The sequence below is a fragment of the Cupriavidus sp. YR651 genome (assembly GCF_900101625.1).
Taxonomy (GTDB): Bacteria; Pseudomonadota; Gammaproteobacteria; order Burkholderiales; family Burkholderiaceae; genus Cupriavidus.
Window position 1 is genome coordinate 248,639 of sequence record NZ_FMYZ01000007.1, and the last position, 25,322, is coordinate 273,960.

At 65.1% G+C, this 25,322-nt stretch carries 21 protein-coding genes and 1 riboswitch; of the genes, 13 read left to right on the top strand and 8 right to left on the bottom strand.

The features are described from left to right. Nucleotides 1–10 precede the first annotated feature (10 nt). The 5 genes from xdhC (at nt 11) to BLR29_RS20370 (ending at nt 5,795) form a co-directional block, all read left to right on the top strand. Nucleotides 11–1,003, top strand: coding sequence for a xanthine dehydrogenase accessory protein XdhC (gene xdhC / locus BLR29_RS20350; protein WP_092139170.1), 993 nt, complete (start codon nt 11–13; stop codon nt 1,001–1,003). 47 nt (nt 1,004–1,050) lie between these two features. Then, a complete protein-coding gene (locus BLR29_RS20355; RefSeq protein ID WP_092138896.1) occupies nt 1,051–2,115 on the top strand; it encodes an adenosine deaminase in 1,065 nt (354 codons plus the stop codon). 75 nt (nt 2,116–2,190) lie between these two features. Continuing rightward, nucleotides 2,191–3,525 (top strand): guanine deaminase, encoded by a 1,335-nt coding sequence (guaD, locus tag BLR29_RS20360; protein ID WP_092138898.1) that lies wholly within the window; start codon nt 2,191–2,193, stop codon nt 3,523–3,525. A 182-nt stretch (nt 3,526–3,707) separates the two neighbouring features. Then, nucleotides 3,708–4,892, top strand: a complete 1,185-nt coding sequence (locus tag BLR29_RS20365) for a fatty acid desaturase (RefSeq protein ID WP_092138900.1) — start codon at nt 3,708–3,710, stop codon at nt 4,890–4,892. Nucleotides 4,893–4,957: 65 nt separating this feature from the next. Further along, a riboswitch (yybP-ykoY riboswitch) is annotated at nt 4,958–5,157 on the top strand. A gap of 62 nt (nt 5,158–5,219) precedes the next feature. Next, entirely contained in the window at nt 5,220–5,795 is a 576-nt protein-coding gene (locus BLR29_RS20370) for a TMEM165/GDT1 family protein (protein ID WP_092138902.1), read from the top strand. Nucleotides 5,796–5,918: 123 nt separating this feature from the next. Here BLR29_RS20370 and BLR29_RS20375 read toward each other — a convergent pair whose 3' ends face one another. Both BLR29_RS20375 and uraH read right to left on the bottom strand, forming a co-directional pair. Continuing rightward, nucleotides 5,919–7,130 carry a urate hydroxylase PuuD gene (locus tag BLR29_RS20375; RefSeq protein WP_092138904.1) on the bottom strand — a complete coding sequence of 404 codons (1,212 nt, stop codon included), beginning with the start codon at nt 7,128–7,130 and terminating at the stop codon, nt 5,919–5,921. A 32-nt stretch (nt 7,131–7,162) separates the two neighbouring features. Beyond that, nucleotides 7,163–7,516 carry a hydroxyisourate hydrolase gene (uraH, locus tag BLR29_RS20380; RefSeq protein WP_092138906.1) on the bottom strand — a complete coding sequence of 118 codons (354 nt, stop codon included), beginning with the start codon at nt 7,514–7,516 and terminating at the stop codon, nt 7,163–7,165. 345 nt (nt 7,517–7,861) lie between these two features. On the opposite strand from uraH, the gene BLR29_RS20385 reads away from it, so the two are divergent. The 6 genes from BLR29_RS20385 (at nt 7,862) to BLR29_RS20410 (ending at nt 13,635) form a co-directional block, all read left to right on the top strand. Beyond that, complete coding sequence (locus BLR29_RS20385; protein WP_092138908.1) at nt 7,862–8,608, top strand: GntR family transcriptional regulator; 747 nt, start codon at nt 7,862–7,864, stop codon at nt 8,606–8,608. A 168-nt stretch (nt 8,609–8,776) separates the two neighbouring features. Next, nucleotides 8,777–10,183, top strand: a complete 1,407-nt coding sequence (locus BLR29_RS20390; RefSeq protein ID WP_092138910.1) for a nucleobase:cation symporter-2 family protein — start codon at nt 8,777–8,779, stop codon at nt 10,181–10,183. Nucleotides 10,184–10,387: 204 nt separating this feature from the next. Further along, on the top strand, nt 10,388–11,332 hold the full coding sequence (puuE, locus tag BLR29_RS20395) for an allantoinase PuuE (protein WP_092138912.1): 945 nt from the start codon (nt 10,388–10,390) through the stop codon (nt 11,330–11,332). Next, nucleotides 11,329–11,847 (top strand): 2-oxo-4-hydroxy-4-carboxy-5-ureidoimidazoline decarboxylase, encoded by a 519-nt coding sequence (gene uraD / locus BLR29_RS20400; RefSeq protein WP_092138914.1) that lies wholly within the window; start codon nt 11,329–11,331, stop codon nt 11,845–11,847. The genes puuE and uraD overlap by 4 nt, the downstream gene beginning before the upstream one ends. Before the next feature lie 216 nt (nt 11,848–12,063). After that, nucleotides 12,064–13,155, top strand: coding sequence for a porin (locus BLR29_RS20405; protein WP_092138915.1), 1,092 nt, complete (start codon nt 12,064–12,066; stop codon nt 13,153–13,155). Nucleotides 13,156–13,389: 234 nt separating this feature from the next. Then, a complete protein-coding gene (locus BLR29_RS20410) occupies nt 13,390–13,635 on the top strand; it encodes a hypothetical protein (protein WP_092138917.1) in 246 nt (81 codons plus the stop codon). 346 nt (nt 13,636–13,981) lie between these two features. On the opposite strand, the gene BLR29_RS20415 is transcribed toward BLR29_RS20410, so the two are convergent. Together BLR29_RS20415 and BLR29_RS20420 are read right to left on the bottom strand one after the other, a co-directional pair. Then, complete coding sequence (locus BLR29_RS20415) at nt 13,982–16,303, bottom strand: NADP-dependent malic enzyme (protein ID WP_092138919.1); 2,322 nt, start codon at nt 16,301–16,303, stop codon at nt 13,982–13,984. Between the two features lie 240 nt (nt 16,304–16,543). Then, nucleotides 16,544–17,161 carry a DUF4136 domain-containing protein gene (locus tag BLR29_RS20420; RefSeq protein WP_255371343.1) on the bottom strand — a complete coding sequence of 206 codons (618 nt, stop codon included), beginning with the start codon at nt 17,159–17,161 and terminating at the stop codon, nt 16,544–16,546. Nucleotides 17,162–17,398: 237 nt separating this feature from the next. Here BLR29_RS20420 and pepN point away from each other — a divergent pair, with 237 nt between their 5' ends. Both pepN and BLR29_RS20430 read left to right on the top strand, forming a co-directional pair. Further along, nucleotides 17,399–20,098, top strand: a complete 2,700-nt coding sequence (gene pepN / locus BLR29_RS20425; RefSeq protein WP_092138923.1) for an aminopeptidase N — start codon at nt 17,399–17,401, stop codon at nt 20,096–20,098. Nucleotides 20,099–20,163: 65 nt separating this feature from the next. Further along, nucleotides 20,164–21,180: a class 1 fructose-bisphosphatase gene (locus BLR29_RS20430; protein WP_092138925.1), complete on the top strand. Its 1,017-nt coding sequence runs from the start codon at nt 20,164–20,166 to the stop codon at nt 21,178–21,180. A 115-nt stretch (nt 21,181–21,295) separates the two neighbouring features. Here the strand turns inward: BLR29_RS20430 and BLR29_RS20435 are convergent, their stop codons facing one another. The 4 genes from BLR29_RS20435 to BLR29_RS20450 all read right to left on the bottom strand — a co-directional run bounded on the left by BLR29_RS20435 (nt 21,296) and on the right by BLR29_RS20450 (nt 25,246). Next, nucleotides 21,296–22,243 (bottom strand): aldose 1-epimerase, encoded by a 948-nt coding sequence (locus BLR29_RS20435; protein WP_255371334.1) that lies wholly within the window; start codon nt 22,241–22,243, stop codon nt 21,296–21,298. Beyond that, entirely contained in the window at nt 22,240–23,523 is a 1,284-nt protein-coding gene (locus tag BLR29_RS20440) for a TRAP transporter large permease (protein WP_092138927.1), read from the bottom strand. The genes BLR29_RS20435 and BLR29_RS20440 overlap by 4 nt, the downstream gene beginning before the upstream one ends. Beyond that, a complete protein-coding gene (locus BLR29_RS20445; RefSeq protein WP_092139173.1) occupies nt 23,514–23,963 on the bottom strand; it encodes a TRAP transporter small permease in 450 nt (149 codons plus the stop codon). The genes BLR29_RS20440 and BLR29_RS20445 overlap by 10 nt, the downstream gene beginning before the upstream one ends. Before the next feature lie 290 nt (nt 23,964–24,253). Next, the gene (locus tag BLR29_RS20450; RefSeq protein ID WP_092138929.1) at nt 24,254–25,246 is read right to left on the bottom strand and encodes a TRAP transporter substrate-binding protein; all 993 of its coding nucleotides are present in this window, start codon (nt 25,244–25,246) and stop codon (nt 24,254–24,256) included. Nucleotides 25,247–25,322: the final 76 nt, after the last annotated feature.

A 25,322-nucleotide genomic window follows, 5' to 3' on the forward strand; every position in this document is an offset into this window, starting at 1 on the left:
GGTATCGATCATGCAGGACGCTCCGCTCAAGCCATTCCATTTCGCCGACGCCGCCCGCCTGGTGCGCGCCGGCGTGCCGGTGGCGATGGTCACCATCGTCGACGTCAAGGGCTCCGCCCCACGCGAGGCCGGCATCCGCATGCTGGTGACGGCCGACGATCTGGTCGGCACGATCGGCGGCGGCCATCTGGAATGGCGCGGCATGGATATCGCGCGCGCGATGTTGTCCGAAGCGCGCCCGCCGCGCCGCATCGAGCGGATTCCGCTCGGACCCGCGCTGGGGCAGTGCTGCGGCGGCGTGGTGCAGCTGGCGTTCGAGGTGCTTGGGCAGGACGACCTGGCGTGGCTCGATGCGGTGGAAGCGGCCTTCGCGGCCGGCAAGTCGCTGGAACGCACCGTGCGGACCACGGGCGCCATCGCGGTGACGCCGAGCCGCGCGCTGCTGCCTGCGGTGGATCTCGAAGCCGATGGGGCGTGGACCGATACGCTCGTGCCGGACGAGATGCACGTGGTGTTGTTCGGCGCGGGCCACGTCGGCCATGCGCTGGTCAAGGTGCTGGCCACGCTGCCCTGCCGGGTGCACTGGGTCGACGAACGGGACACGCTGTTCCCGGCCGGCCTGCCCGACAACGTGGAGGCCGAAGCGACCGATTCCGCCGAAGCCGTGGTCGACCAGGCCCCGGCCGGCGCGTACTTCATCGTCATGACGCACAGCCATGCGCTGGACCAGGCGCTGTGCGAGCGGATCTTCCGCCGCACGGACTACGCCTACTTCGGGCTGATCGGATCCAGGACCAAGCGCGCAAAGTTCGAGCACCGGATGGCCGAGCACGGGATCGACCCGGCGCGGTTCCCGGAAATGACATGTCCCATGGGAGTCTCCGGCATTACGGACAAGGCACCGGCTATGATTGCGGTAGCCATCGTCGCCCAGTTGCTCCAGGTCCGCGACCAGCGCCTTGCCGCGCTGACCGCGAGCCAGGCGACGGCGATGCATCCGTAACCCGGTGTGACCGCAACCCGGCCGCCGTCAAGACCACAAGAGGCCCCATGACCATCGATGCCGCGCTCGCGGACATGATCCGCCGTACCCCAAAGGCCGAACTGCACGTGCATATCGAAGGCACGCTCGAACCCGAGCGCATCTTCAGGCTGGCTCAGCGCAACAACGTCCAACTGCCGTACCCGAGCGTGGAGGCGCTGCGCGCCGCCTATGCCTTCACCGACCTGCAGTCGTTCCTGGACATCTACTACGCGGGCGCCAGCGTGCTGCTCACCGAGGAAGATTTCTTCGACATGACGATGGACTACGTCAAGCGCGCCGCCGCCGACAACGTCCGCCATGCCGAGATCTTTTTCGACCCGCAGACCCATACCGCGCGCGGCGTGCCGATGGGCGTCGTGATCGACGGCATTGCCGATGCCCTGGCGCAGGCGCGCACGGAGTACGATTTTTCCAGCAGCCTCATCCTCTGCTTCCTGCGCCACCTGTCCGAAGAGGACGCGTTCGCCACGCTGGAGGCCGCGCTACCGTATCGCGACCGCTTTGTCGGCGTGGGCCTGGATTCGTCCGAGCGCGGCCATCCGCCCGAGAAGTTCGCCCGGGTGTTTGCGAAGGCGAAGGCACTTGGCCTGCACCTGGTCGCCCATGCCGGCGAGGAAGGCCCGCCGCAATACGTGACCGATGCGCTGGACATCCTGCATGTGGAACGCATCGACCACGGCGTGCGCGCCATCGAGGACGAGGCGCTCGTGCAGCGCCTGGCCCGCGAGCGGATCGCGCTGACCGTGTGCCCGCTGTCGAACCAGAAGCTGATGGTCCATCCCGACCTGCGCAATCACCCGATGAAGCGGCTGCTCGATGCCGGCGTCGCCGTCACGCTGCACTCGGACGATCCGGCCTACTTCGGCGGCTACATGAACGCGAACTGGGAGGCGTCGTTCGACGCCCTGCCGCTGGATGCGGCCGATGCCCACAAGCTCGCGCGCAACAGTTTTGAAGCGGCCTTCCTGCCCCCCGTGCAGAAGGCCGAGTTCCTGGCGGAGGTCGATCACTTCTGGTCGTCCACGCCCACGTCCCCGCCCGCGACGGCCCCCGTGACTCCCACGACCTGACCGGGCGCATACCAAGAACGCCGGACGCCTGCGTCCGCCCCCGGGCGGGGGGTCCGGCCGCCCCGAGACAAGACCATGACGACGACTTCCCCTGCCCCGGGCACCAACGGTGCCGTCACCCGCGCGATCCGCGGCCGCATCCTCCACTTTCTGCGCGACCCGCAGTTCCATGAGGATGCCTATGAGTATTGGGAAGACGGCCTGATGATCGTGACGGCCGGTCGCATTGCCGCCGTCGGCCTGTATGAAGACCTGGCCCGCGACGTCCCAGCCGGCGCGGAGATCGTCGACCACCGCGGCAAGCTGATCGTGCCGGGGTTCATCGACACCCATATCCACTATCCGCAGACGGATATCATCGCGTCGCCGTCCCCGGGCCTGCTGCACTGGCTGGACACCTACACCTTCCCCGAGGAGCGCCGCTTCAGCGAGCCGGCCTACGCGCGCGCGGTGGCCGACTTCTTCACGGACGAATTGCTGCGCAACGGCACCACGACAGCAATGGTCTGGAGCACGGTGCACGCCACGTCCGCCGACGCGCTGTTTGCAGCCAGCCAGGAGCGCAACCTGCGCATGATCACCGGCAAGGTGATGATGGATCGCAACTGCCCGGAATTCCTGCGCGACACGGCCGAGAGTGGCGCGCGCGATTCCGCCGACCTGATTTCCCGATGGCACAACAAGGACCGACTGGCCTATGCCATCACGCCGCGCTTTGCGCCGACGTCGACCGAAGCGCAGCTTGCCGCCTGTGGCGAACTGGCCAGGGCCCATCCGGACGCCTTCATCCAGACCCACGTGGCGGAAAACCGCGACGAAGTGAAATGGGTGGCCGAGCTGTTTCCCGATGCGCGCAGTTACCTGGACGTCTACGACCGCTACAGCCTGCTGCGCCCGGGCGCCTTCTACGGCCACGCCATCTACCTGGACCCGGAGGACCGCCGCCGCCTGTCGGATAGCGGCGCCGCCGTGGCGCACTGCCCCACGTCCAACCTGTTCCTGGGCAGCGGCTTCTATGACTTCCACCAGTCGGACGCGCACCGCCTGAATGTGACGCTGGCGACGGACGTCGGCGGCGGGACATCGTTTTCGATGTTCCGTACGATGAACGCGGCCCACAAGGTGGCGCGCATGGGCGGCTATCACCTGACCGCGCTGCGCATGTTCTATCTGGCCACGCGCGCCGCCGCGGAGGCACTGGGATGGCAGGACCGCATCGGCAGCTTCAGCGTGGGCTGCGAGGCGGATTTCGTGGTGCTGGACCCGGAAGCCACGCCACTGATCGCGCGGCGCAGCAGCCGCTCGGAAACGCTGGAGGAGCAGCTGTTCGCGTTTGCGATGCTGGGCGATGACCGCGTGGTCGACAACGTCTACATCATGGGCGAGGCCACCCGGGAACTGGCGGTCTGATCGTGTGCGGGGGCGGGCGCCCCATGCGACGGTCAGTGCGCGCTACGCGCCATAATATGGAGCGTTCAAAACGCGCCTTGACCCGAATCAACACAATCGTCATCAAACCCTTCTAGTCTGTCGCATTCGCCCCGCGCGCCCGTCCCATACTGGCGCGTGCCGACAGACCACTGAAGGCTTTCATGACTGCCCGACCCAGCCATTTTTCACCGGCCATGCCCGGCGAAGCGGTTTCCACGCCGCCGGACCTCCGGATCTCGACGCCCCCGCATCGCGACACCAACATCCCCCTGCCCGAACCGATCGCGTTCGAAGCACCCTTTCCCAATCGCAAGACCATCCGCAGCTGGCTGATTCCGCTTGGCCAGCGCAGCACGCCGCGCGCGCTGTTCCTGTTCGCGCTCGACTACGCGTTCTTCGCCGCCGTCCTGGCAGGCGTGGCGCTGGTGCCGCAGTGGTGGGCCAAGACCGGCCTTGGCGTGCTGGCCGGGCTGGTCATCGCACGGCTGTTCATCATCGGCCACGACGCCTGCCACCAGAGCCTGACGGACCGCCGCGGCCTGAACAAGTGGCTCGGACGGCTGACGTTCCTGCCGTCGCTGACGCCTTACAGCCTGTGGGAAGTCGGCCACAACGTGGTGCATCACGGCTACACCAACCTCAAGGGTTTCGACTTCGTCTGGGCGCCCTACTCCCTGGAGGAATTCCGTGCGCTGCCGCGCTGGCGTCGTGTGATGGAACGCGTCTACCGCAACGGATTGGGCGCGGGTCTCTACTACCTGATCGAGATCTGGTGGTGCAAGCTGTTCTTCCCGAGCAAGCGCCAGATGGCCACGCGCCGCGCCATCTTCCTGTGGGACTGCACGCTCGTGGCGGCCTTCGGCGTCCTGTGGATCGGCGCGCTGGCCTGGCTTGCCGTGGCGACGGGGCAATCGATCCTGCTGCTGGTCGGCACCGGCTTCGTGCTGCCGTTCCTGATCTGGAACCTGACGGTCGGCTTTGTGCTGTACGTCCACCACACGCATACCAGCGTGGCCTGGTACGACACCAAGGCCATGTGGGCCAAGGCACAGCCGTTCGTGTCCACCACGGTTCACCTGCGCTTCCGCTACGGCATCGGCGCCGCGCTCCATCACATCATGGAACACACCGCGCATCACGTGGACATGAGCGTGCCGCTCTACCGTCTCAAGCGCGCCCAGGCAATGCTGGAACACGCGCTGCCCGGCCGCATCATCATCGAGAACTTCTCGTGGCGCTGGTATTTCCACACCGCGCGCCGCTGCAAGCTCTATGACTTCAAGGCCCTGTGCTGGACCGATTTTCGCGGTCGCCAGACCAGCGAGAATTCGCCCGTGCCGGCCTGATACGTCACACAACCGCTCTCCCTTGCGCACCACGTGGCGGTGGACTTTGTGCACCGCCATCGTTACAATTGCGGCTTCCATTGGGGAGTAGCCGCCCTGATCTCACCGCGCCGCGCAATGCGGCATCCGGGAGACAGGGGCGTACGTCAACAGACTTGACCGGATACGGTTATGGCGTACGTAGCTCCGGACCCTGGCAGCCTGCAAGGCCTGCCATGTGTCCAGTGCCTGGCGAGACCGATGACCTCACCTTTCTGGCCGGGCCGGGAAAGGTGTGCGTCATTGGCATCTCGCGATGCATTGCGGCCCGGTTCACATCCCATAAGAATGGAATCCTTCCTCGTCTCCACAGGTATCGTCGCGCTCGCCGAAATGGGCGACAAGACGCAATTGCTGTCCCTCGTCCTGGCCGCACGCTACCGGAAACCCATCCCCATCATCCTTGGCATCCTGATCGCCACGCTGGTCAATCACGGCTTTGCCGGCGCCCTGGGGGGATGGATCACACAAGTGCTCGGTGCCAACCTGCTGCGCTGGATTCTTGGCCTGGGCTTTATTGCCATGGCCGGCTGGATGCTGATTCCCGACAAGCTCGATGAAGCCGAGCAGGCCAAGCCGGTCAAGGGCGCCATCGGCATCCTCGGTACCACGATCGTGGCCTTCTTCTTCGCGGAAATGGGCGACAAGACGCAAATCGCCACCGTGGCGCTGGCCGCGCGCTTTCATGGCGAAGTCATCGCCGTAGTGGCCGGCACCACCTTTGGCATGATGCTGGCCAACGCGCCCGCCGTGTTGCTGGGCGATCGCTTTGCCAACAAGATGCCGATCGCCCTCGTGCACAAGATTGCCGCGGCGATTTTCCTGGTGCTGGGGCTGCTGGCGCTCTTCAATATCGGCGGCTGAATACGGCCGCCACGCGCCCATAAAAAAACGGGGCTTTCGCCCCGTTCAAACCCTCGCCGGTCCGGTACTGCTGACTGCCGACTGCACAGCCGCCGGACCGTCGATCACCGATGCCCGGTCAAATCAGTTAGCGGTCTTGGCACCGCCCTCGAACCACTGGCCCAGCAGCGCGCGCTCATCGTCCGTGATCTGCGTGACGTTGCCCAGCGGCATCGCCTTCTGCTGCACGGCCTGCTGGTAGATCAGCTGTGCATGCGCCTTGATTTCGTCCACCGTGTCCAGCTTGATGCCCTTGGCGGCGGTTGGCATCATCTTCGGCGCCTCGGCGTGACACTGCACGCAACGCGTATTGATGATTTCCTGCACCTTCACGAAACTCACCGCATTGGCGGCGTCGGCACCGCCATTGTTGCTGGCCACCTGCTGACGCGGTTGCGGCGCGATCATCACGGCCACCACACCCAGCAGGGCGACACCGGCAGCCGGCCATGCGACGTTGATCTTGCCCTTGTGCTTCAGGATGAAGAACTGGCGAATCAGCACACCAGCCAGCATGATCAGGATCAGCACCGCCCAGTTGTACTTGTGCGCGTACGTCATGCTGTAGTGGTTGGACAGCATCGCGAACAGCACCGGCAGCGTGAAGTACGTGTTGTGCACACTGCGCTGCTTGCCGCGCTTGCCGTGGATAGGGTCCACCGGCTGTCCAGCCTTCAGCGCCGCCACCACCTTGCGCTGGCCCGGGATGATCCACACCAGCACGTTGCCGCTCATGATCGTCGCGATCATCGCGCCAGTCAGCAGGAACGCCGCGCGACCCGAGAAGATATGGCAGGCCAGATACGCAGCCACCGCCACGTAGATCGCCACCATGATCCCGACGGTACGGTCACTCTTGCCGAAGACGCGGCAGATCGCGTCATACACCACCCAGCCGATGATCAGGTACGAGATCGCGAAGCCGACCGCCGCTCCGGGCGACATGTCGAACACGCTCCTGTCGATCAGGTAGGTGCTGGCATTGAACAGGTACAGCACCACTAGCAGGCCAAAGCCCGTCATCCACGTGGAATATGACTCCCAGTAGAACCAGTGCAGATTCTCCGGCAGGGATTTGGGCGCGGTCAGGTACTTCTGCGGGTTGTAGAAACCGCCGCCGTGCACGGCCCAGAGTTCGCCGTCAACACCCTTTTCCTGCAGGTCGGGCGCTTGCGGGCGCGTCAGGCTGTTATCCAGCCAGACAAAATAGAACGAGGAACCGATCCACGCGATGGCCGTGATGACGTGCACCCAGCGCAGCAGCAGATTGGCCCAGTCGAGAATGTAGCCTTCCATGACTTGTCTCCTTTATTCCCGTCCGCCTGTCTTCAGCTGCCGCGGTAGGTCGAGTACGACCACGGCGACACCAGCAGCGGCACGTGGTAGTGCGCGGCCGTGTCGGCAATGCCGAAGCGCAGCGTCACCACGTCGAGGAATGCCGGTTCGGGCAACTTGACGCCCTGGGCACGGAAATAGTCGCCGGCGCCGAATTCGAGTTCGTACACGCCCGCCACGAGGTCCGCGCCTTCCAGCAGAGGCTGGTCGCAACGGCCATCGTGGTTGGTCACGACCCGCTTCAGCGTCTCGCGACGATTGTCGACAATTTTATGAAGAATGACCGACATGGCCTGCCCGGGCTTGCCGGTTGCCGTGTCGAGAACGTGAGTGGTCAAGCGTCCCATCCTGTTCTTCCTTTGGAGTGTGGGTTGTGAGGGGCGCCGCTGCCTTCACTAGCACCATTTGTGGGAATGGTGCCCGCTCGGTACGTGTTTTAACGCATCCCGGCGCTGGATTGGTGCGTGGCGACAATGCGCCTGCCCTATCCCGTTGACAACTCGGTGATTACCCGTAGTTGTCGAAAACCGTGGTCGGTTTTGTTGACAATAGTGCTTGCATATCCAAATAATTGTCAACAATTTTTAGATCCACGAGCCCATATGACCGACATCAAGACCCGTGATGTTCAGCCTGTGACCACTCGATAGGATCGCTGACCATCGCCTCTACTCCTTTTGCGAGTGCCCAGGATGTCCAAGAATCTCAAGCTCATTGCCGCCGTGGCCGAAGCGCAACTCACCCCCTCCGACAACAAACCGGTCCGCAAGGGATCCGTGGAGGAGCGCATGTACCACGAGATCTACGACGCGATCATGGAGCACCGGCTGCCGCCGCGCACCAAGCTGACCGAGCATTCGCTGTGCGAGATCTATGCCACCGCGCGCCATACCGTGCGCAAGGTGCTGTCCCGGCTGGCCGCCGACGGCCTGGTGGACCTGGAGCCCAACCGCGGCGCATTCATCGCCAGCCCGTCCACCGACGAAGCCCATGACATGTTCGAGTTGCGCCAGATGCTCGAGCGTGCCGTGCTGGAAAAGCTGGCGTCCCTGCCCAACGTGCGCACCGTGATCGCCCCGCTGCGCAAGATGGTGGAAGCCGAGCGCCAGGCCTTCCTGACACACGAGCGCCCCCGCTGGATCCGCCTGTCGGCCGAATTCCACACGGCACTGGCCGAGCTCTCCGGCAACGGACTGCTGGTCACGATGATGCGCCGGCTGGTCTCGCGCACCACGCTGATGATTGCCAGCGTGGAAGCCCCAGGCCACAACGCGTGCTCGTTCGACGAACACGACGACATCCTCGACGCCCTGGAACAGGGCGATGCCGCCCTGGCCCAGTCGCGAATGGCGCACCACCTTGGCGCCTGCGCGGACCGCGTGCAGCCGGATGAGCCCGGCAACTTCGATCTTCGCAGCGTGCTGGGTCACTCCACCTAGCACGATGTTCCCGCCGCCGGGCAACAGCATCCCCTGTTGCCGATGCCAGGCCCACCCGTCCCGCCAATGACAACGCCCTGAAGAGGCGCGGCGCGAGACCCCGACAAGAGGCCACGGTCACTCCCGGCGAGCGTTCCCATCCAAAACCAAAGGAGAGGAGACAAACCCATGAATTCCGCAAGCACCACGGTCCCCACGGACCTCACCAACGAGCGGCTGCCTTCCGGGCGATTGCTGGCGCTGGGCCTGCAGCACGTGCTGGTGATGTACGCAGGCACCGTCGCCGTGCCGCTGATTGTTGGCGGCGCGCTCAAGCTGCCCAAGGACCAGCTGGCGTTCCTGATCAATGCCGACCTCTTCGCCGCCGGCCTCGCCACGCTGATCCAGGCGTTCGGCTTCTGGAAGTTCGGCATCCGCATGCCCGTGATGATGGGCGTCACGTTTGCCTCCGTGGCACCGATGATCGCCATCGGCAATGATCCGAACGTCGGCCTGCTGGGCATCTACGGCGCGGTGATCGCCTCCGGGATATTCGGCATCGTCGTGGCGCCGATGATGGGGCGCATGCTCGGGCTCTTTCCGCCGGTGGTAACCGGCACCGTGATCACGCTGATCGGCGTGTCCCTGATGCGCGTTGGCATCAACTGGGCCGGCGGTGGCCAGCCCACCACGCGCGCCGTGATCGATGGCGTGGTCAAGGACGTTCCCAACCTCGCCTATGGCGACCTCGGCAACCTGGCCATCGCCGGCCTGGTGCTGCTGGTCATCCTGCTGCTGAGCAAGTACGGCCGCGGGCTGGTGGCCAACTGTGCCGTGCTGCTCGGCATCGTCATCGGCACCTTCGTCGCCATGGCCTTCGGCAAGGTCTCGTTCGAGGGCCTGAACGAAGCCAGCTTCGTGGCTGTCATCACGCCGCTGCACTTCGGCATGCCGACGTTCCAGCTCACCGCCATCCTGTCGATGTGCATCGTCATGCTGATCACGCTGGTGGAATCCACCGGCATGTTCCTGGCGCTGTCCGACATCACCGGCCGCAAGCTGAGCCGCAGCGACCTGACCGCCGGCCTGCGCGCCGACGGCCTAGGCACCGTGATTGGCGGCGTCTTCAACACGTTCCCGTACACCTCGTTCTCGCAGAACGTGGGCCTCGTCACCGTGACGGGCGTGCGCTCGCGCTACGTGGCGGCAGCCGGCGGGCTGATCCTGATCGCGTTCGGCCTGTTCCCGAAGATGGCCCATGTGGTCGCCTCCGTGCCGCAATTCGTGCTCGGCGGCGCCGGCATCGTGATGTTCGGCATGGTCGCGGCAACCGGTATCCGCATCCTGGGCTCGTGCGATTTCAACCGCAACCGGCACAACCTGTTCATCGTGGCGATCTCGATCGGTTTCGGCATGATCCCGACGTTGTCCCCCACGCTGTTCCAGTACCTGCCCAAGTGGACCGACCCGTTCACGCACAGCGGCATCGTGCTGGGCACCATCGTTGCCGTCGCGCTGAATCTGTTCTTCAACGGCATGCAATCCGCCGACGAAGCCATGCGCAACGCCGCGGCCAACTCCCACGGCACGGAGTGATTTCGACAATCTGATTTCGACAATCGATACCGACAATTCGGTGGCAACAGTTGGCCTCCACCGCCACCGGACGTCCGGCCCGCGTGAGCAGCTTCTGGCACGCGCTTTGCGTAGCAACAAGCGCTTCAGCCGGGGGCAATGAAAGACGTGAACAGCGCCCCGCTCACGCGAGCAGAAGTTTTCTCCTGAAGCAGACATCAAGAAATGAAACACGATAACTATCCACGCGATCTCATCGGCTACGGCGCGCAGCCGCCGCACGCCCGCTGGCCGGGCGGTGCGCGCATCGCGCTGCAGTTCGTGCTCAATTACGAGGAGGGCGGCGAGAACAACGTGCTGCACGGCGACGCCGGCTCCGAGCAATTCCTGTCCGAGATCGTCGGCGCCGCGTCCTACCCGGCGCGGCACATGAGCATGGAGGGCATCTACGAGTACGGGTCGCGCGCAGGTGTCTGGCGCATCCTGCGCGAGTTCGAGCAACGCGGGCTGCCGCTGACGATCTTCGGCGTGTCGATGGCGCTGCAGCGTCATCCCGAACTGACACGCGCCTTCGTCGAACTCGGCCACGAGATCGCCTGCCACGGCTACCGCTGGATCCACTACCAGGACATGGACGAAGCCACCGAGCGCGAGCACATGCGCCTCGGCATGCAGATCATCAAGGACCTGACTGGCGAGATGCCGCTCGGCTGGTACACCGGCCGCGACAGCCCCAACACGCGACGCCTGGTGGTGGAGCACGGCGGCCTGCTGTATGACGCCGACTACTACGGCGACGACCTGCCCTTCTGGACCGAGGTGGAAGTCACCGGTGGCGAAAAGAAGCCGCACCTGGTGGTGCCGTACACGCTGGACTCCAACGACATGCGCTTTGCCACGCCGCAAGGTTTCAACACCGGCGAACAGTTCTTCCAGTACCTGAAGGACGCGTTCGACGTGCTGTACGCAGAGGGTGACCCGCAAGGCCTCGATCGTCCCAAGATGCTGTCGATCGGCATGCACTGCCGACTGCTGGGCCGCCCCGGGCGTTTCCGTGCGCTGCAGCGTTTCCTTGACTATGTGCAGGGCCACGACAAGGTGTGGATCTGCCGGCGTGTCGATATCGCGCACCATTGGATCGATACCCACCCCTACCGGAGCCAGGCATGAGCCAGACCCACACCATCGCCCAACTGAACGCGATGCCCGAGGCTGAATTCGTCCAGGTCCTCGGTGGCATCTATGAACACTCCCCGTGGTTTGCCGAGGCAGCCGCGAAGCAGCGCCCGCTTGCCGACGCCGCCGCGCTGGCGGTGGCCCTGCGCGACGCCGTCGATACCGCCGGGCGCGACGCGCAGCTCAAGCTCGTGCGTGCCCACCCGGAGCTGGCCGGCAAGGCCGCCGTGCGCGGCGAGCTGACCGCGGAGTCCACGCGGGAGCAGGCCGGCGCCGGCCTGGACCAGTGCACGCCCGAGGAATTCAAACGCCTGCAGGACCTGAACGCGGCCTACAACCAGAAGTTTGGCTTCCCGTTCATCCTGGCTGTGCGTGGCTACGACCGCCACGGCATCATCGACGCCTTTGCAAAGCGGCTCGATAACGCCCCAGAGGTCGAGTTGCAAACTTGCATCAATCAGATCCATCGCATTGCGCAGTTCCGACTGGACGACCTAGTATCCGCCTGAGAAAAAAAGCCACACCAGAAAAGAGAGAGAAATCAGGAACGTTCAGCGACGACGCCACGCGTGCGACACGCTGTCAATCACGTACCCGGCATCGCCGGTCCCCACTGCCCGCCAGACTTCCGAGCGGTGCCAGGGTACGACAGAGAAGAGGCCCATCAGGGTTCCGGCACACAAGAAACGTTCTGAGCAAGCATTACAACCACGGAGGTCTAAACCATGCAGCAGCAGCACAAGTACAAGCCGGCGCTCAAGCTGGCGGCAATCGCGGCCACCCTTTTTTCCGGCGCGGCAATGGCCCAGTCCAGCGTGACGCTGTACGGCCAGGCCGATATGTTCGTCGGTGGAATCAAGAACCCCGGCACTAATGATCGTGCCTGGGTGGCCAACTCGGGCGGCATGCAGACGTCGTACTGGGGCATCAAGGGCACCGAGGATCTGGGCGCCGGCACCAAGGCCATCTTCGACCTCAACGGCTTCTTCCGCACCGACACGGGTCGCGGCGGCCGCTTCGACGGTGACTCGATGTTCAGCCGCAACGCGTACGTCGGCCTGCAGAACGACACCGCCGGCACCATCAAGCTGGGCCGCAACACCACGCCGTACTTCGTGTCGACGATCCTGTTCAACCCGCTGGTCGACTCGTACGTGTTCTCGCCGATGATCTGGCACACGTACTTCACCGCCAACAACGGCCGCGTGTACGACCCGGGCATCATCGGCGATTCCGGCTGGAACAACTCGCTGGTGTACTCCACGCCGACGTTCGGTGGTCTGACCGCCAACTTCATCTACGGCTTCGGCGAACAGGCTGGCAGCAACAGCAAGAACAAGTGGGGCGGCAACGTGACCTACTTCGCCGGCAACCTCGCGGCCACCGTGGCGTTCCAGCAAGTGAAGTTCGACAACGCGCCGTTCGACCTGACCAATTCGACGAACGCGTTCATCACCGGCTTCGACAAGCAGACCGCCGTCCAGGCGGGTGCCTCGTACGACTTCCAGCTCGTCAAGGTGTTCCTGCAGGGTCAGTACATCAAGACCAACGTGAACGCCAACGTCAACGGCGACATCAAGCACATGAACGGCCAGGTCGGCGCTTCGGTGCCGGTAGGCGCAGGCAGCGTGCTGGCCACGTACAGCTATGACAAGACGCTGAACGATGTGGCGAGCTTCAAGCGAAATACGTTCGCGGTGGCCTACGACTACAACCTGTCCAAGCGCACCGACCTGTACGCGGCGTACTTCTACGACAAGATCACCGGCATCGAGCACGGCGACAGCTTTGGCGTGGGCGTCCGCCACAAATTCTGATCTGGTGATTTCTGTCTGATCAGTCAAGGCTCGCCTCCGGCGGGCCTTTTTCATGCGCGCGGATGCGACAGATGCGCGATTTTGCTGCGCCGCAATGCAACTCGGCGCATTCCAGGCAAGATGGGAAACCGCTGCTTCATAGGCGGATTCAATTGGCGACCGCCCTGCCCGCTGCATAGATTGGTTGTCCGGACTGTGTGCCGGATCACGAGACAGGAACGAGCGAGGTAACTCATGCGGCGCTATGCGAAAACCCGGTCGGAATTGATGGCAATCCTGAGCCAGTGCCTGGATAACAACCCGGAATGCGGCGAGGTGGAGTTGCATGCGATGCGCGTGCATCGGCCGGACCACACCGGTTGCAACTGGAGCGCTGAGGTCGACATTCGCCAGGATACCTTCGACGACCTGACGCATAAGATGGCCGCCGCCCGTTCGATCATCGTGGTAATGCGGGAGCAGTACAACGTACTGCAATAGTGGCAACGTGCCCGCCGACGCGCTGGCAATCCAGGCAGACACTGCCAGCGCACCGACACGCCGTGGCCGGCTCCGATGAGCCGACCTGAAACCCGGTAGACCACGCCGCTCGCCGGCTGGCCTGTAGAGGGCTGAGACCTGTTTATTACTGTACGGGCCTCGGCCCTTTTTGTTTCTGCGCGCAGGCTGAAGTAAAGAAAAAGCGCCCCGGAAGCCTATACAGCTTCCGGGGCGCTTTCCATTCTTCACCAGCTTTTGCTGCGTTGCGGCCATGCGCAACACGTGCGCTGTACGGTGGTTGCCGTATGCACTGGCCGCTATCGCACGATCAGCCCGATCAGTCCGATCAGCGAATGGCGCCGCACTCCGCCACAGCAACGGCCGTCATGTTGACGATCCGGCGGGTCGTCGCCTGCGGGTTCAGGATGTGCACCGGCTTGGCCGCACCCAACAGGATCGGGCCCACGGTCACGCCTTGCCCGCCCGTGATCTTGAGCAGGTTGAAGGCGATATTGGCCGCGTCCAGCGTCGGCATCACCAGCAGGTTGGCGCTGCCATTCAGCTTGGTGCCCGGCAGGAAGTGTCGGCGCACGTCCTCGACCAGCGCGGCGTCGCCTTGCATCTCGCCTTCCACCTGCAGGTGCGGCGCCACCTTGGCCAGGATCTGGGCCGCCTCGCGCATCTTGCGCGCCGAGGGACGGTTCGATGAACCGAACATCGAGTGCGACATCAGCGCCACGGACGGTTGCAGACCGAAACGCGCGATTTCCTCGGCAGCCAGTTGCGTGATCGCAGCCAGTTCCTCGGCAGTCGGGTCATCGTTCACGAAGGTGTCGGTGATGAACAGCGTGTACTTCTCGAGCATCAGCGCATTCATCGCCGCGAACACCTTGGCGCCCGGCGCCAGGCCGATAACGTCGCGCACGTGCTCCAGGTGAGCCTCGAAGCGGCCAACGGTGCCGCACAGCAGCGCGTCGGCATCGCCCATGTGCATCAGCATCGTGCCGATCAGCGTGTTCGAGCGGCGCAGGGCCACCTTGGCCATGTCCGGCGTCACGCCGTCGCGGCCACGCAGTGCGTGGTAGGCCTCGTGATAGGCGCGATAGCGCGGATCGTCTTCGGGATTGATCAGCTCGAAGTCCACGCCAGGACGCAGGCGCAGGCCAGCCTTCTCGATGCGCATCTGGATCACGTGCGGGCGGCCGATCAGGATCGGACGGGCCAGGCCTTCATCCACCACGCCTTGCACGGCGCGCAGCACGCGCTCTTCCTCGCCCTCGGCGTAGGCCACGCGCTTCGGCGCGGCCTTGGCGGCGGTGAACACCGGCTTCATGATCAGGCCGGTGTGATACACGTAGTGCGTCAGTTGCAGGCGATAGGCTTCCAGGTCCTTGATCGGACGCGTTGCCACGCCGGACTCTTCCGCGGCCTTGGCCACCGCCGGGGCGATCTTCTCGATCAGGCGCTGGTCGAACGGCGTCGGGATGATGTAGTCCGGGCCGAACTTCAGCTCGCGGCCACCGTAGGCGGCGGCCACGGCGTCATTGAGTTCCGCCTCGGCCAGCTCTGCAATCGCCTTCACGCAGGCCAGCTTCATTTCTTCCGTGATCTTGGTCGCGCCGCAATCGAGCGCGCCGCGGAAGATGTACGGGAAGCACAGCACGTTGTTGACCTGGTTCGGGTAATCCGAACGGCCGGTGGCGATGATGCAGTCCGGGCGCGCGGCCTTGGCCACTTCCGGACGGATTTCCGGCTCCGGGTTGGCCAGCGCCAGGATGATGGGCTTGTCGGCCATCGTCTTGACCATGTCGCCAGTCAGCACGCCCGCGGTGGAGCAGCCCAGGAAGACGTCTGCACCATTGACGATATCGGCCAGCGTGCGGGCGGAGGTGTCCTGCGCGTAGCGGGCCTTGTTGGCCTCCATGTTGGCATCGCGGCCGCTGTAGATCACCCCCTTCGAGTCGGTCACGTAGACGTTCTCGCGCTTCACGCCCAGGCTCACCATGGTGTCCAGGCAGGCGATGGCCGCGGCGCCGGCACCGGAGACCGCCAGCTTGACCTTGCCGATCTCCTTGCCCACAACCTTCAGGCCGTTCAGCAATGCGGCGGCCGAGATGATGGCGGTACCGTGCTGGTCGTCATGGAAGACGGGGATGTTCATGCGCTCGCGCAGCTTCTTCTCGATGTAGAAGCATTCCGGCGCCTTGATATCTTCCAGGTTCACGCCGCCGAGCGTGGGTTCCAGTGCGGCGACGATTTCCACGATCTTGTCCGGGTCGTGGGCATCGAGTTCGATGTCGAACACGTCGATGCCGGCGAACTTCTTGAACAGGCAGCCCTTGCCTTCCATCACCGGCTTGCCGGCCAGCGGACCGATGTCGCCCAGGCCGAGCACCGCGGTACCGTTGGTGATCACGGCCACGAGGTTGGCGCGCGAGGTGTACTCGGCGGCCATGGCGGGGTCTTTCGCGATCTCCTCGCAGGCGTAGGCCACGCCCGGCGAATAGGCCAGCGACAAGTCGCGCTGGTTGGACAGCGCCTTGGTGGCCGTTACCTGGATCTTGCCCTTGGTCGGGCTGCGGTGATATTCCAGTGCAGCGAGACGCAGTTGCGCTTCGGGGCTGTTGGGGACATGTTGCGGTGCATCACCGCCGGTCTTGCTGCTCATGCTGATCGTCCGGAAAGAGGCCCTGCCGGGGTCCGACCGGTCCGCGCCGTGCGCACCGTGACGGGTTCCGGCGGCATGGGCCGGAAAAATCGAGCAGCCATTCTAGCCCAGCCGCCCCCTTGCGACAGTCCTTTGCAGCGCCTGTTTCAATGATTTTCCCGGTATTTGGGGCAAAACTGCTTTTACCGCGCGGTAGGAAATATAGATCTGTTTCACAGGTGAACGCGCGGCACGGCGGCGCTACCTGGTCTTGTCCTTGTCGACCTCAAGCGTCACGCGGCGCGGCCGTCCGCTTTCGGTCGGAAATTCGGTGAACGCGCTGCGGATCATGTACGGCATCACGGACGGCAGGCTGCCGCCTTCGGTGGTGTTACGCGCGGTCACCTGGTAGACGCGCTTGCCGCTGGCCGCATCCTTGAAATAGACACGCAGGCTGGAGAACGTTACCGGCACGTCGCGCACCACGGTCTGCGGTGGCCAGTAGCCCGGGCCCCAACCCCACGGACCATAGGGGCGGTAGCCGCCATACGGGCCCCAGTACGGACCCCACGGGCCATACCAGGGATCGGGGTACACGGTCTCCGCCACGCGGACGAAGCCCGGCGCCGCATCGTATTCCATCGACACCAGGTAGCGCGCCTGCCGGGCCGGCGCCTGCTCGAAGCCCACGCCGGCCATCGCATCCGCCAGCCACTGCTCGTAGGTCTGGCGCTCCAGCTGCGCCTCCTGTTGCGGCGTATGCTCGAAGGCGTACGTGCGTGGTGCGTCGTTCTGCCAGCCGGCCTGCCGGAACGCCGTGACCTCGGTGGTCACCGTGCTGGCGCAGCCGGACAGCCATAGCGCCGCCAGCGCGACCAGCGCCCACACTCCCCCCCTGCATCCACTCCTGCGACCCCATGCTGATACGGCTTGCCACATCGCGATACCTCTTTATTGTTCGTTCGGACGACGTTTCTTCAGACACGAACGGTCGCCCGAAATTCCCATGCCGCCAATGACGTGGCGCAAGCCACAACCCCCTTGGCTACAATGAGGACTTCGGCGCCGTGATTGCGCGGCGCCTCGCCCCCGGTCATTCCGAAGACAGGATTCCCCATGCTGCGCACCGATACGCCCGTTACCGTCTATCGCAAGGACTATACCCCGCCCGCGTTCGCCATCGATCATGTCGACCTGGTGCTCGAACTGGACCCGCAACGCACCGTCGTCACCAGCACGCTGCAATTCCGACGCTCGCCAGACGCCGCCGCCGATGCCCCGCTGGTGCTGGCGGGCGAGGAGCTCGAACTCGTCGGCGTGAAGCTGGACGGCAAGCCACTGGCGGAAGCCCGCCAGGAAGCCGGCACCCTGACTCTGCCGGGCCTGCCCGCGCAAGGCACGCTCGAGATCACCACGGCCTGCAACCCGGCCGCCAACACCACGCTGTCGGGGCTTTATGTCTCCAACGGCAACTTCTTCACGCAATGCGAAGCCGAGGGCTTCCGTCGCATCACGTACTTCCTGGATCGCCCCGACGTGATGGCGACCTATCGCGTCACGCTGCGCGCCAACCGTGCGGCCAGCCCGGTGCTGCTCTCCAACGGCAACCTGCTGTCCGAGCGCGAACTGCCGGACGGCCGCCACGAAGCCGTCTGGGAGGACCCGTTCCGCAAGCCGTCGTACCTCTTCGCGCTGGTGGCCGGCAAGCTCGCCTGTATCGAGGAACGCATCCAGTCGGCGTCCGGCAAGGACAAGCTGCTGCAAGTCTGGGTGGAGCCGCAGGACCTGGAGAAGACCCGTCACGCGATGGACTCGCTGGTCAACTCCATCCGCTGGGATGAGCGTCGCTTTGGCCTGGAGCTGGATCTGGACCGCTTCATGATCGTCGCCGTCAGCGACTTCAACATGGGCGCGATGGAGAACAAGGGCCTGAACATCTTCAACACGAAGTACGTGCTGGCCAACGCCCAGACCGCGACCGATGTGGACTTCGCCAATATCGAGTCCGTGGTGGGCCATGAGTATTTCCACAACTGGACCGGCAACCGCGTGACCTGCCGCGACTGGTTCCAGCTGTCGCTCAAGGAAGGCCTGACGGTGTTCCGCGACCAGGAGTTCTCGGCCGACATGATGGGCTCGGAGTCCGGCCGCGCCGTCAAGCGTATCGAGGACGTACGCGTGCTGCGCCAGGTGCAGTTCCCGGAAGACGCGGGCCCGATGGCCCACCCGGTGCGCCCTGACAGCTATGAGGAAATCAACAACTTCTACACGGTCACCGTGTACGAGAAGGGCGCCGAGGTCGTGCGCATGTACCAGACCCTGCTGGGCCGCGACGGCTTCCGCAAGGGCATGGACCTGTACTTCCAGCGGCACGATGGCCACGCTGTCACCTGCGATGACTTCCGGGCGGCGATGGCCGACGCCAATGGCCGCGACCTCGCACAGTTCGGCCTCTGGTACAGCCAGGCCGGCACGCCCGTGGTGACCGTGAAAACCGCATGGGACGGCGCCGCGGGCGCCCTCACGCTGACGCTCGCCCAGCGCTGCCCGAAGGTCGGCATTGAAACCCGTGCCGGCGCGCCGGAAAAGCAGCCATTCCATATCCCGTTCGCGGTTGGCCTGATCGGTGCGGACGGCAACGACCTGCCGCTGCAAATCGACGGCGAACCGGCCGGCACCGCCACGACGCGCGTGCTCGACCTCACGCAGGCCGAGCAGACCTTCCGTTTCGTCAACCTGCCCCGCGGCACCGAGTCGCCGCTGCCCTCGCTGCTGCGCGACTTCTCCGCGCCGGTAATCGTCGACTACGACTACACCGACGCCCAGCTGACCTTCCTGCTGGCGCACGACAGCGACGCCTTCAACCGCTGGGAAGCCGGCCAGCGTCTGGCCACGCGCGCCCTGCTGCAACTGGTAACGGATGTGCAGGCCGGCCGCGAATTAAAGCTGGATGCAGGACTGGTGGCCGCGTTCCGCACGGTGCTGGGCGACGGCACGCTGAGTCCGGCCTTCCGCGAACAGGCGCTGATGCTGCCGGCGGAAGCCTACCTGGCCGAGCGCATGGGCGTGGCCGATCCCGCCGCGATCCACCGCGCCCGCCTCTTCATGCGCGAGGGCCTGGCCCGGGCGCTCAAGCGCGAATGGCTGGCCGCCTATGAGGCCAACGCCACGCCGGGCCCTTACAGCCCCGACGCCGATGCGATGGCACGACGCGCCTTGCGCAACCTGGCGCTCGGCTACCTGGCCGACAGCGGCGACGCCGACATGCAGGCGCTGGCGGACCGCCATTACCAGCAGTCGGACAATATGACCGACCGCTTTGCCGCCCTCTCCGCGCTGGTCAACAGCTTCGCGCCGGGCCGCGAGCATGCGCTAGCGGACTTCTACCATCGCTTTGAAAACGATGCGCTGGTCATCGACAAGTGGTTTTCGCTGCAAGGCATGCAGCGCGGCGAGGTCGGCCCGCATGCCGGCAAGCGCACCATCGACACCGTGCGCGCGCTGATGGAGCATCCCGCCTTCAACCTGCGCAATCCGAACCGCGCGCGATCGCTGATCTTCAGCTTCTGCTCCGGCAACCCGGCCCAGTTCCACGCCGAGGATGGCTCCGGCTACGCATTCTGGGCGGACCAGGTGCTGGCGCTGGATGCGATCAACCCGCAGGTGGCGGCCCGCCTGGCGCGCGTGCTGGACCGCTGGCAGAAGTACGCGATGCCGCTGCGCGACCGCATGCGTGCGGCGCTGGAGCGCGTGGCGGCGGCGTCCACGCTGTCGCGCGACGTGCGCGAAATCGTCGGCAAGGCCCTGGCCGGCTGACCGCGAAAGTGCCATGTCCGCCCCGGCGGACATGTAGAATTGCGGCCATCCAAGGAGAACCCACCATGACACGCATCAGCCTCACTCGCTATCTGGTCGAGGAGCAGCGCAAGCACAACACGATCCAGCCAGAGCTCCGGCTGCTGATCGAGGTGGTTGCGCGCGCCTGCAAGGCCATTTCCAACGCCGTCAGCAAGGGCGCCCTCGCGGGCGTGCTGGGCTCGGCCGGCACCGGCAACGTCCAGGGCGAAACCCAGCAGAAGCTGGACGTGATCGCCAATGAAGTGCTGCTGGACGCCAACGAATGGGGTGGCCACCTGGCAGCCATGGCTTCGGAGGAAATGGACTCGTTCTACGAGATCCCCAACCGCTACCCGAAGGGCGAATACCTGCTGCTGTTCGATCCGCTCGACGGTTCGTCGAACATCGACGTGAACGTGTCGATCGGCACGATCTTCTCGGTGCTGCACATGCCCAAGCCGGGCCAGACCGTGACCGAGCATGACTTCATGCAGCCGGGCACGCATCAGGTGGCGGCAGGCTACGCGGTGTACGGCCCGCAGACCACACTGGTGCTGACCGTCGGCAACGGCGTGCACATGTTCACGCTGGACCGCGAGGCCGGCAGCTTCGTGCTGACGCAGTCGGACATTCAGATTCCGGAAGACACCAAGGAATTCGCGATCAACATGTCCAACATGCGCCACTGGGCCCCGCCCGTGCGCCAGTACATCGACGAATGCCTGGCCGGCGAGGAAGGCCCGCGCGGCAAGAACTTCAACATGCGCTGGATTGCGTCGATGGTTGCCGACGTGCATCGCATCCTCATGCGCGGCGGCGTCTTCATGTATCCGTGGGACAAGCGCGAGCCGGAAAAGCCGGGCAAGCTGCGCCTGATGTACGAAGCCAACCCGATGGCATTCCTGATCGAACAGGCAGGCGGCGCGGCCACCAATGGCCATGAGCGCATCCTGGACGTGCAGCCGACCAAGCTGCACCAGCGTGTGTCGGTGATCCTCGGGTCGAAGAACGAGGTGGATCGCGTGACGCGCTACCACCAGGAAGCCGCGCCCAAGGCGTAAGCCGGCGAGCGGATCGTGCATGCAAGACAGGGCGCCTCGGCGCCCTGTTTTCTTTTGCGATGCACATGGGCGCCGTGCGCCGCCCGACATCCGTCTCTGCGATGTCGATCCTTCATCAGGCCGGCAGGTCGATGCGCCACAGCATGCGATACACCACGGATTCCCCGGCCGCGAGCGCGCGCAGCCCAGCGCCTTCCCAGCCGCGTGCGGCCAGGTTGACCGCATCCGCCACGTGCGAGACGGGCTCCAGGCAGACGTAGTCGCAACCGGCCGGCGCATGCAGGACAAGGTGGTCCAAACCTTCGCCCGCACGCATCAGCAGCGTGGCGCCATCGGGCCGCCTGAGCGTGGCCTGTCGCTTCCAGCCGCTGTAGTAGATGCTGAAATCCGCTTCCGGCAAGTTGCGCTCCCGCAGGAAGCGTTCGCGGTCGCCAACGGCCGCGCGGCCCGTGGCAACGCCGCCATGGTCCGCAGGCCACAGGTGTGCCGCATCGAACTGGACACGCATGCCGGGCACGCGCGCGAAGAACGGATGGAAGCCGCCGCCAACGGGCATCGCGCTGTCGCCGTCGTTGCGCACGACGAGCTCCGCCACGAGGCCGTCCAGGGAGAGCACGATCGATTGCCGGGCAAACACGTGCCACGGCCAGTCGCCCGGCGCCGGCACGTGGCGCAGTTCAAGCGTGATGGCATCGACGTTCTCGTGCACGACCTGCCAGGGCCGGACGTGGCCAAACCCATGCATCGCATGCGTCTGCCCCGGATGGGCGGGCAGCACGATGTCCTGCCCGTTCCAGCGGAAGCGGCCATTGCGGATGCGATTGGAAAACGGCAGCAGCGGATAGAGGCCAGCCTTCGGCCACGCATGGGCATCGAAGCCCTCGCGCAGCGCTTGCGCGGGCATCGGCGCCAGCCATTCGATGACGGCACCGTCCGCGCGCGATGTGGTCAGCGACGCCATGCGCCCGCCAGCGGCGGGCGCGACGACGAGCGCGTGCGGCCCGGCGCGCAGCGTGTGGATCGGCCCCGCTTCCAGCCACACGCCGCCCGTGGTCTGCCTCACTTGAGCAGCAGGTCCGGCAGCCACATCGAAAACGCCGGCACGTACGTGACCATCAGCAGTGCCGCCAGCAGCGCGCCGTAGAACGGCCAGATCGTCTTCATCACCTGGCCGACGGACACCCCGCCGATGGCGCAACCCACGAACTGCGTGGTGCCGACCGGCGGCGTGTTCAGCCCCAGCGCGCAGTTGATCAGCATCAGCATGCCGAACTGCACGGGCCCCATGCCGTAGTGCTGGCAGATCGGCAGGAAGATCGGCGTGCAGATCAGGATCGTGGCCGCCATGTCCAGGAAGGTGCCGAGGACGAACAGCATCACGTTCACCATCAGGAAGATCATCCACGGGCTGGTCGACAGCGAACTGAGGAACTGTCCGGTCAACTCGGCCACGCCGTACAGGCTGATCAGGTAGCCGAACGTGCCCGAGATGCCGATCAGCAGCAGCACCACGCCGGTCGTCTTGACCGCCTTGGCCGCGGCCTTGACGAACTGTTCGCGCGTCAGCGACCGGTACACGAGCACCGTCAGCGCCAGCGCGTAGAGCACCGCCACCGCGGCCGATTCCGTTGCCGTGAACACCCCCGACAGGATGCCCGCCAGGATCAGCACCACCACGAACAGGCCCGGCAGCGCCGCCGCCAGCGAATGGCCGACGATCTCCCAGCCCGGGAACTTGCCGGCCGGATAGCCGCGGCTGCGCGCCACGAAGTAGGCCGCGGCCAGGTTGCAGATCGTCAGGATCAGCGCGGGCAGCACGCCGGCCAGGATCAGCGCGGCAATCGAGACCTTGCCGCCCGCGGCCAGCGTGTAGATGATCATGTTGTGGCTGGTTGGCATCAGCGCGCCCACCAATGCCGCGTGCGTGGTCACGTTGACGGCGTAGTCGGCGTGATAGCCCTCGCGCTTCATCATCGGGATCATCACCGCGCCCATGGCCGACACGTCCGCCACCGGCGACCCCGACACGCCGCCAAACAGCGTGCAGGCGACCACATTGGACATGCCCAGTCCACCGCGCACGTGCCCGGCCATCGACTTGGCGAAGTTGACGATGCGGTCCGCGATGCCGCCATAGAGCATCAGTTCGCCAGCGAAGATAAAGAACGGAATGGCGAGGAACGAAAACGCGTTCATGCCCGACGTCATCTGCTGGAACACCACGGCCAGCGGCAATCCTTCATAGAGGATCGTGACCACCGCCGACAGCCCGATGGAAAACGCCACCGGCACGCCGAGAATCAGCAATCCGAAGAAGCTGATGGAAATAATGATCAGTGCCATGCCGGCTCCACTTCCGTGCCTTTCAGCACTGCAATGATGTGTTCGATCGAAAACAGCACGATGAGCGTGCCCGCGATGACGGGCGGCAGGTAGCGCCAGCCCTCGGAAATGCCGAGCGTGGGCAGCTTGTAGTCCGCCACGGACATCGCCAGGAACGCGCAGTTGTAGGCCATGACCGCGCCGAACGTGCCGACCAGCACATGGATCAACAGCTCGATCTTCGTGCGGATGCGCTCGGGCAGCAGCACGAGCAGCGATTCCAGGCCGATGTGGCCGGCATCGCGCACGCCCACGGCGGTGCCAAGCATCGTCACGTACAGCACCAGCAGCATGGCGATGGTTTCCGCCCACGTGGGCGTGTCGTTCAGCACGTAGCGGCCAAACACCTGCGTGAGCACGGCAATGACCAGCAGCACGAGGCCGGTGACGCCGAGGCCCATGCAGATGCGGGCGAGCGTGGCACAGAAGCGGGTGTAGAGACTGGCGCCGGAGGGGATGCCGGGGGCCTGGGCCTCCGGCTGGCCGGGGGCGGCGGTGGCACCAGGGGTGCCTTCCGCGGGCGATGCCGGCGTGGGAGAGGGCGAAAGCATGATGGGATTCCGTGTCCTGGGTCTGGCCCGCCCGCGCGCGACCTGGCGGCCGGCGGGCCCAAGGCGAATTGCCGAATTGCCGAACTACCGAAGCGGGCGGACGGCGCGGTGGCCGCCCTGCCCTGGCGACGCAGCTTCGCTTACTTCGTCTCTTGCGTGCGACGCACCAGGTCCTTCATCTGGGCGCTGGTGATGAAGCGGTCATAGACGGGCTTCATCGCGGTCTGGAACGACGACTTGTCGACCTGGATGATCTGCACGCCGGCGGCTTCCACCATCTTGCGCGACTTCAGCTCGCGCTCGTCCCACAGCGTGCGCATGTACGGCACGGAGTCCTTGGCGGCCTGGCGGATCAGCGCCTGGTCTTCCTTCGACATACGGTCCCACATGACCTTGGAGAACAGCAGCATTTCCGGTGCCATCGAATGCTCGGTCAGGGAGTAGTACTTGGCCACCTCGAACTGGCGCGAGCTTTCATAGCTGGGCCAGTTGTTCTCGGCGCCATCGACCAGGCCGGTCTTCAGCGCGGTGTAGACCTCGCCCCACGGCATCGGCGTGGCATTGGCGTGCATCGCTTCCAGCAGGGACACCCAGAGGTCCGACTGCTGCACGCGAATCTTCATGCCCTTGGCATCGGCCAGCGTGCGGATCGGGCGCTTGGTGGTGTACATCGAGCGCGAGCCGCTGTCATACCAGGCCAGGCCGATGAAGCCGTTCTTCTCGCACGACTTCAGGATGTCGTCGCCCACCTGGCCATCGAGCACGTGGCGCATGTGTTCGGTGGAGCGGAACAGGAACGGCATCGTCGGGACGATGGTCGCCTCGCAGATGTTGTTCATGGCGGCGGAATTCACGCGCACCATCGACAGCGCGCCGATCTTGGTCTGCTCGATGGCATCCTTCTCGCTGCCCAGCGAGCCCTGCGCGAACACCTTGATCGACAGGCGGCCGTTGGAGCGTTGCTTGACCAGCTCGCCCATGTGGCGCACGGCCTGCACGGTCGGATAGTCGTCGGGGTGAATATCGGCGGAACGCATTTCCGCGGCGTGCGCGCCGACCGGCATCGCCACGGCGGTGGCAAGTGCGGCCATGAGGGTGCCCAGGCGGGCACGCGAGAAGCGGGATGAAACCATGAATTGCCTCCAGTGAGTTGTAGTTCTTCGATCAAAGACAAACAGTGAACCCCCTGGCTCGGGAGTCCGCCGGAAA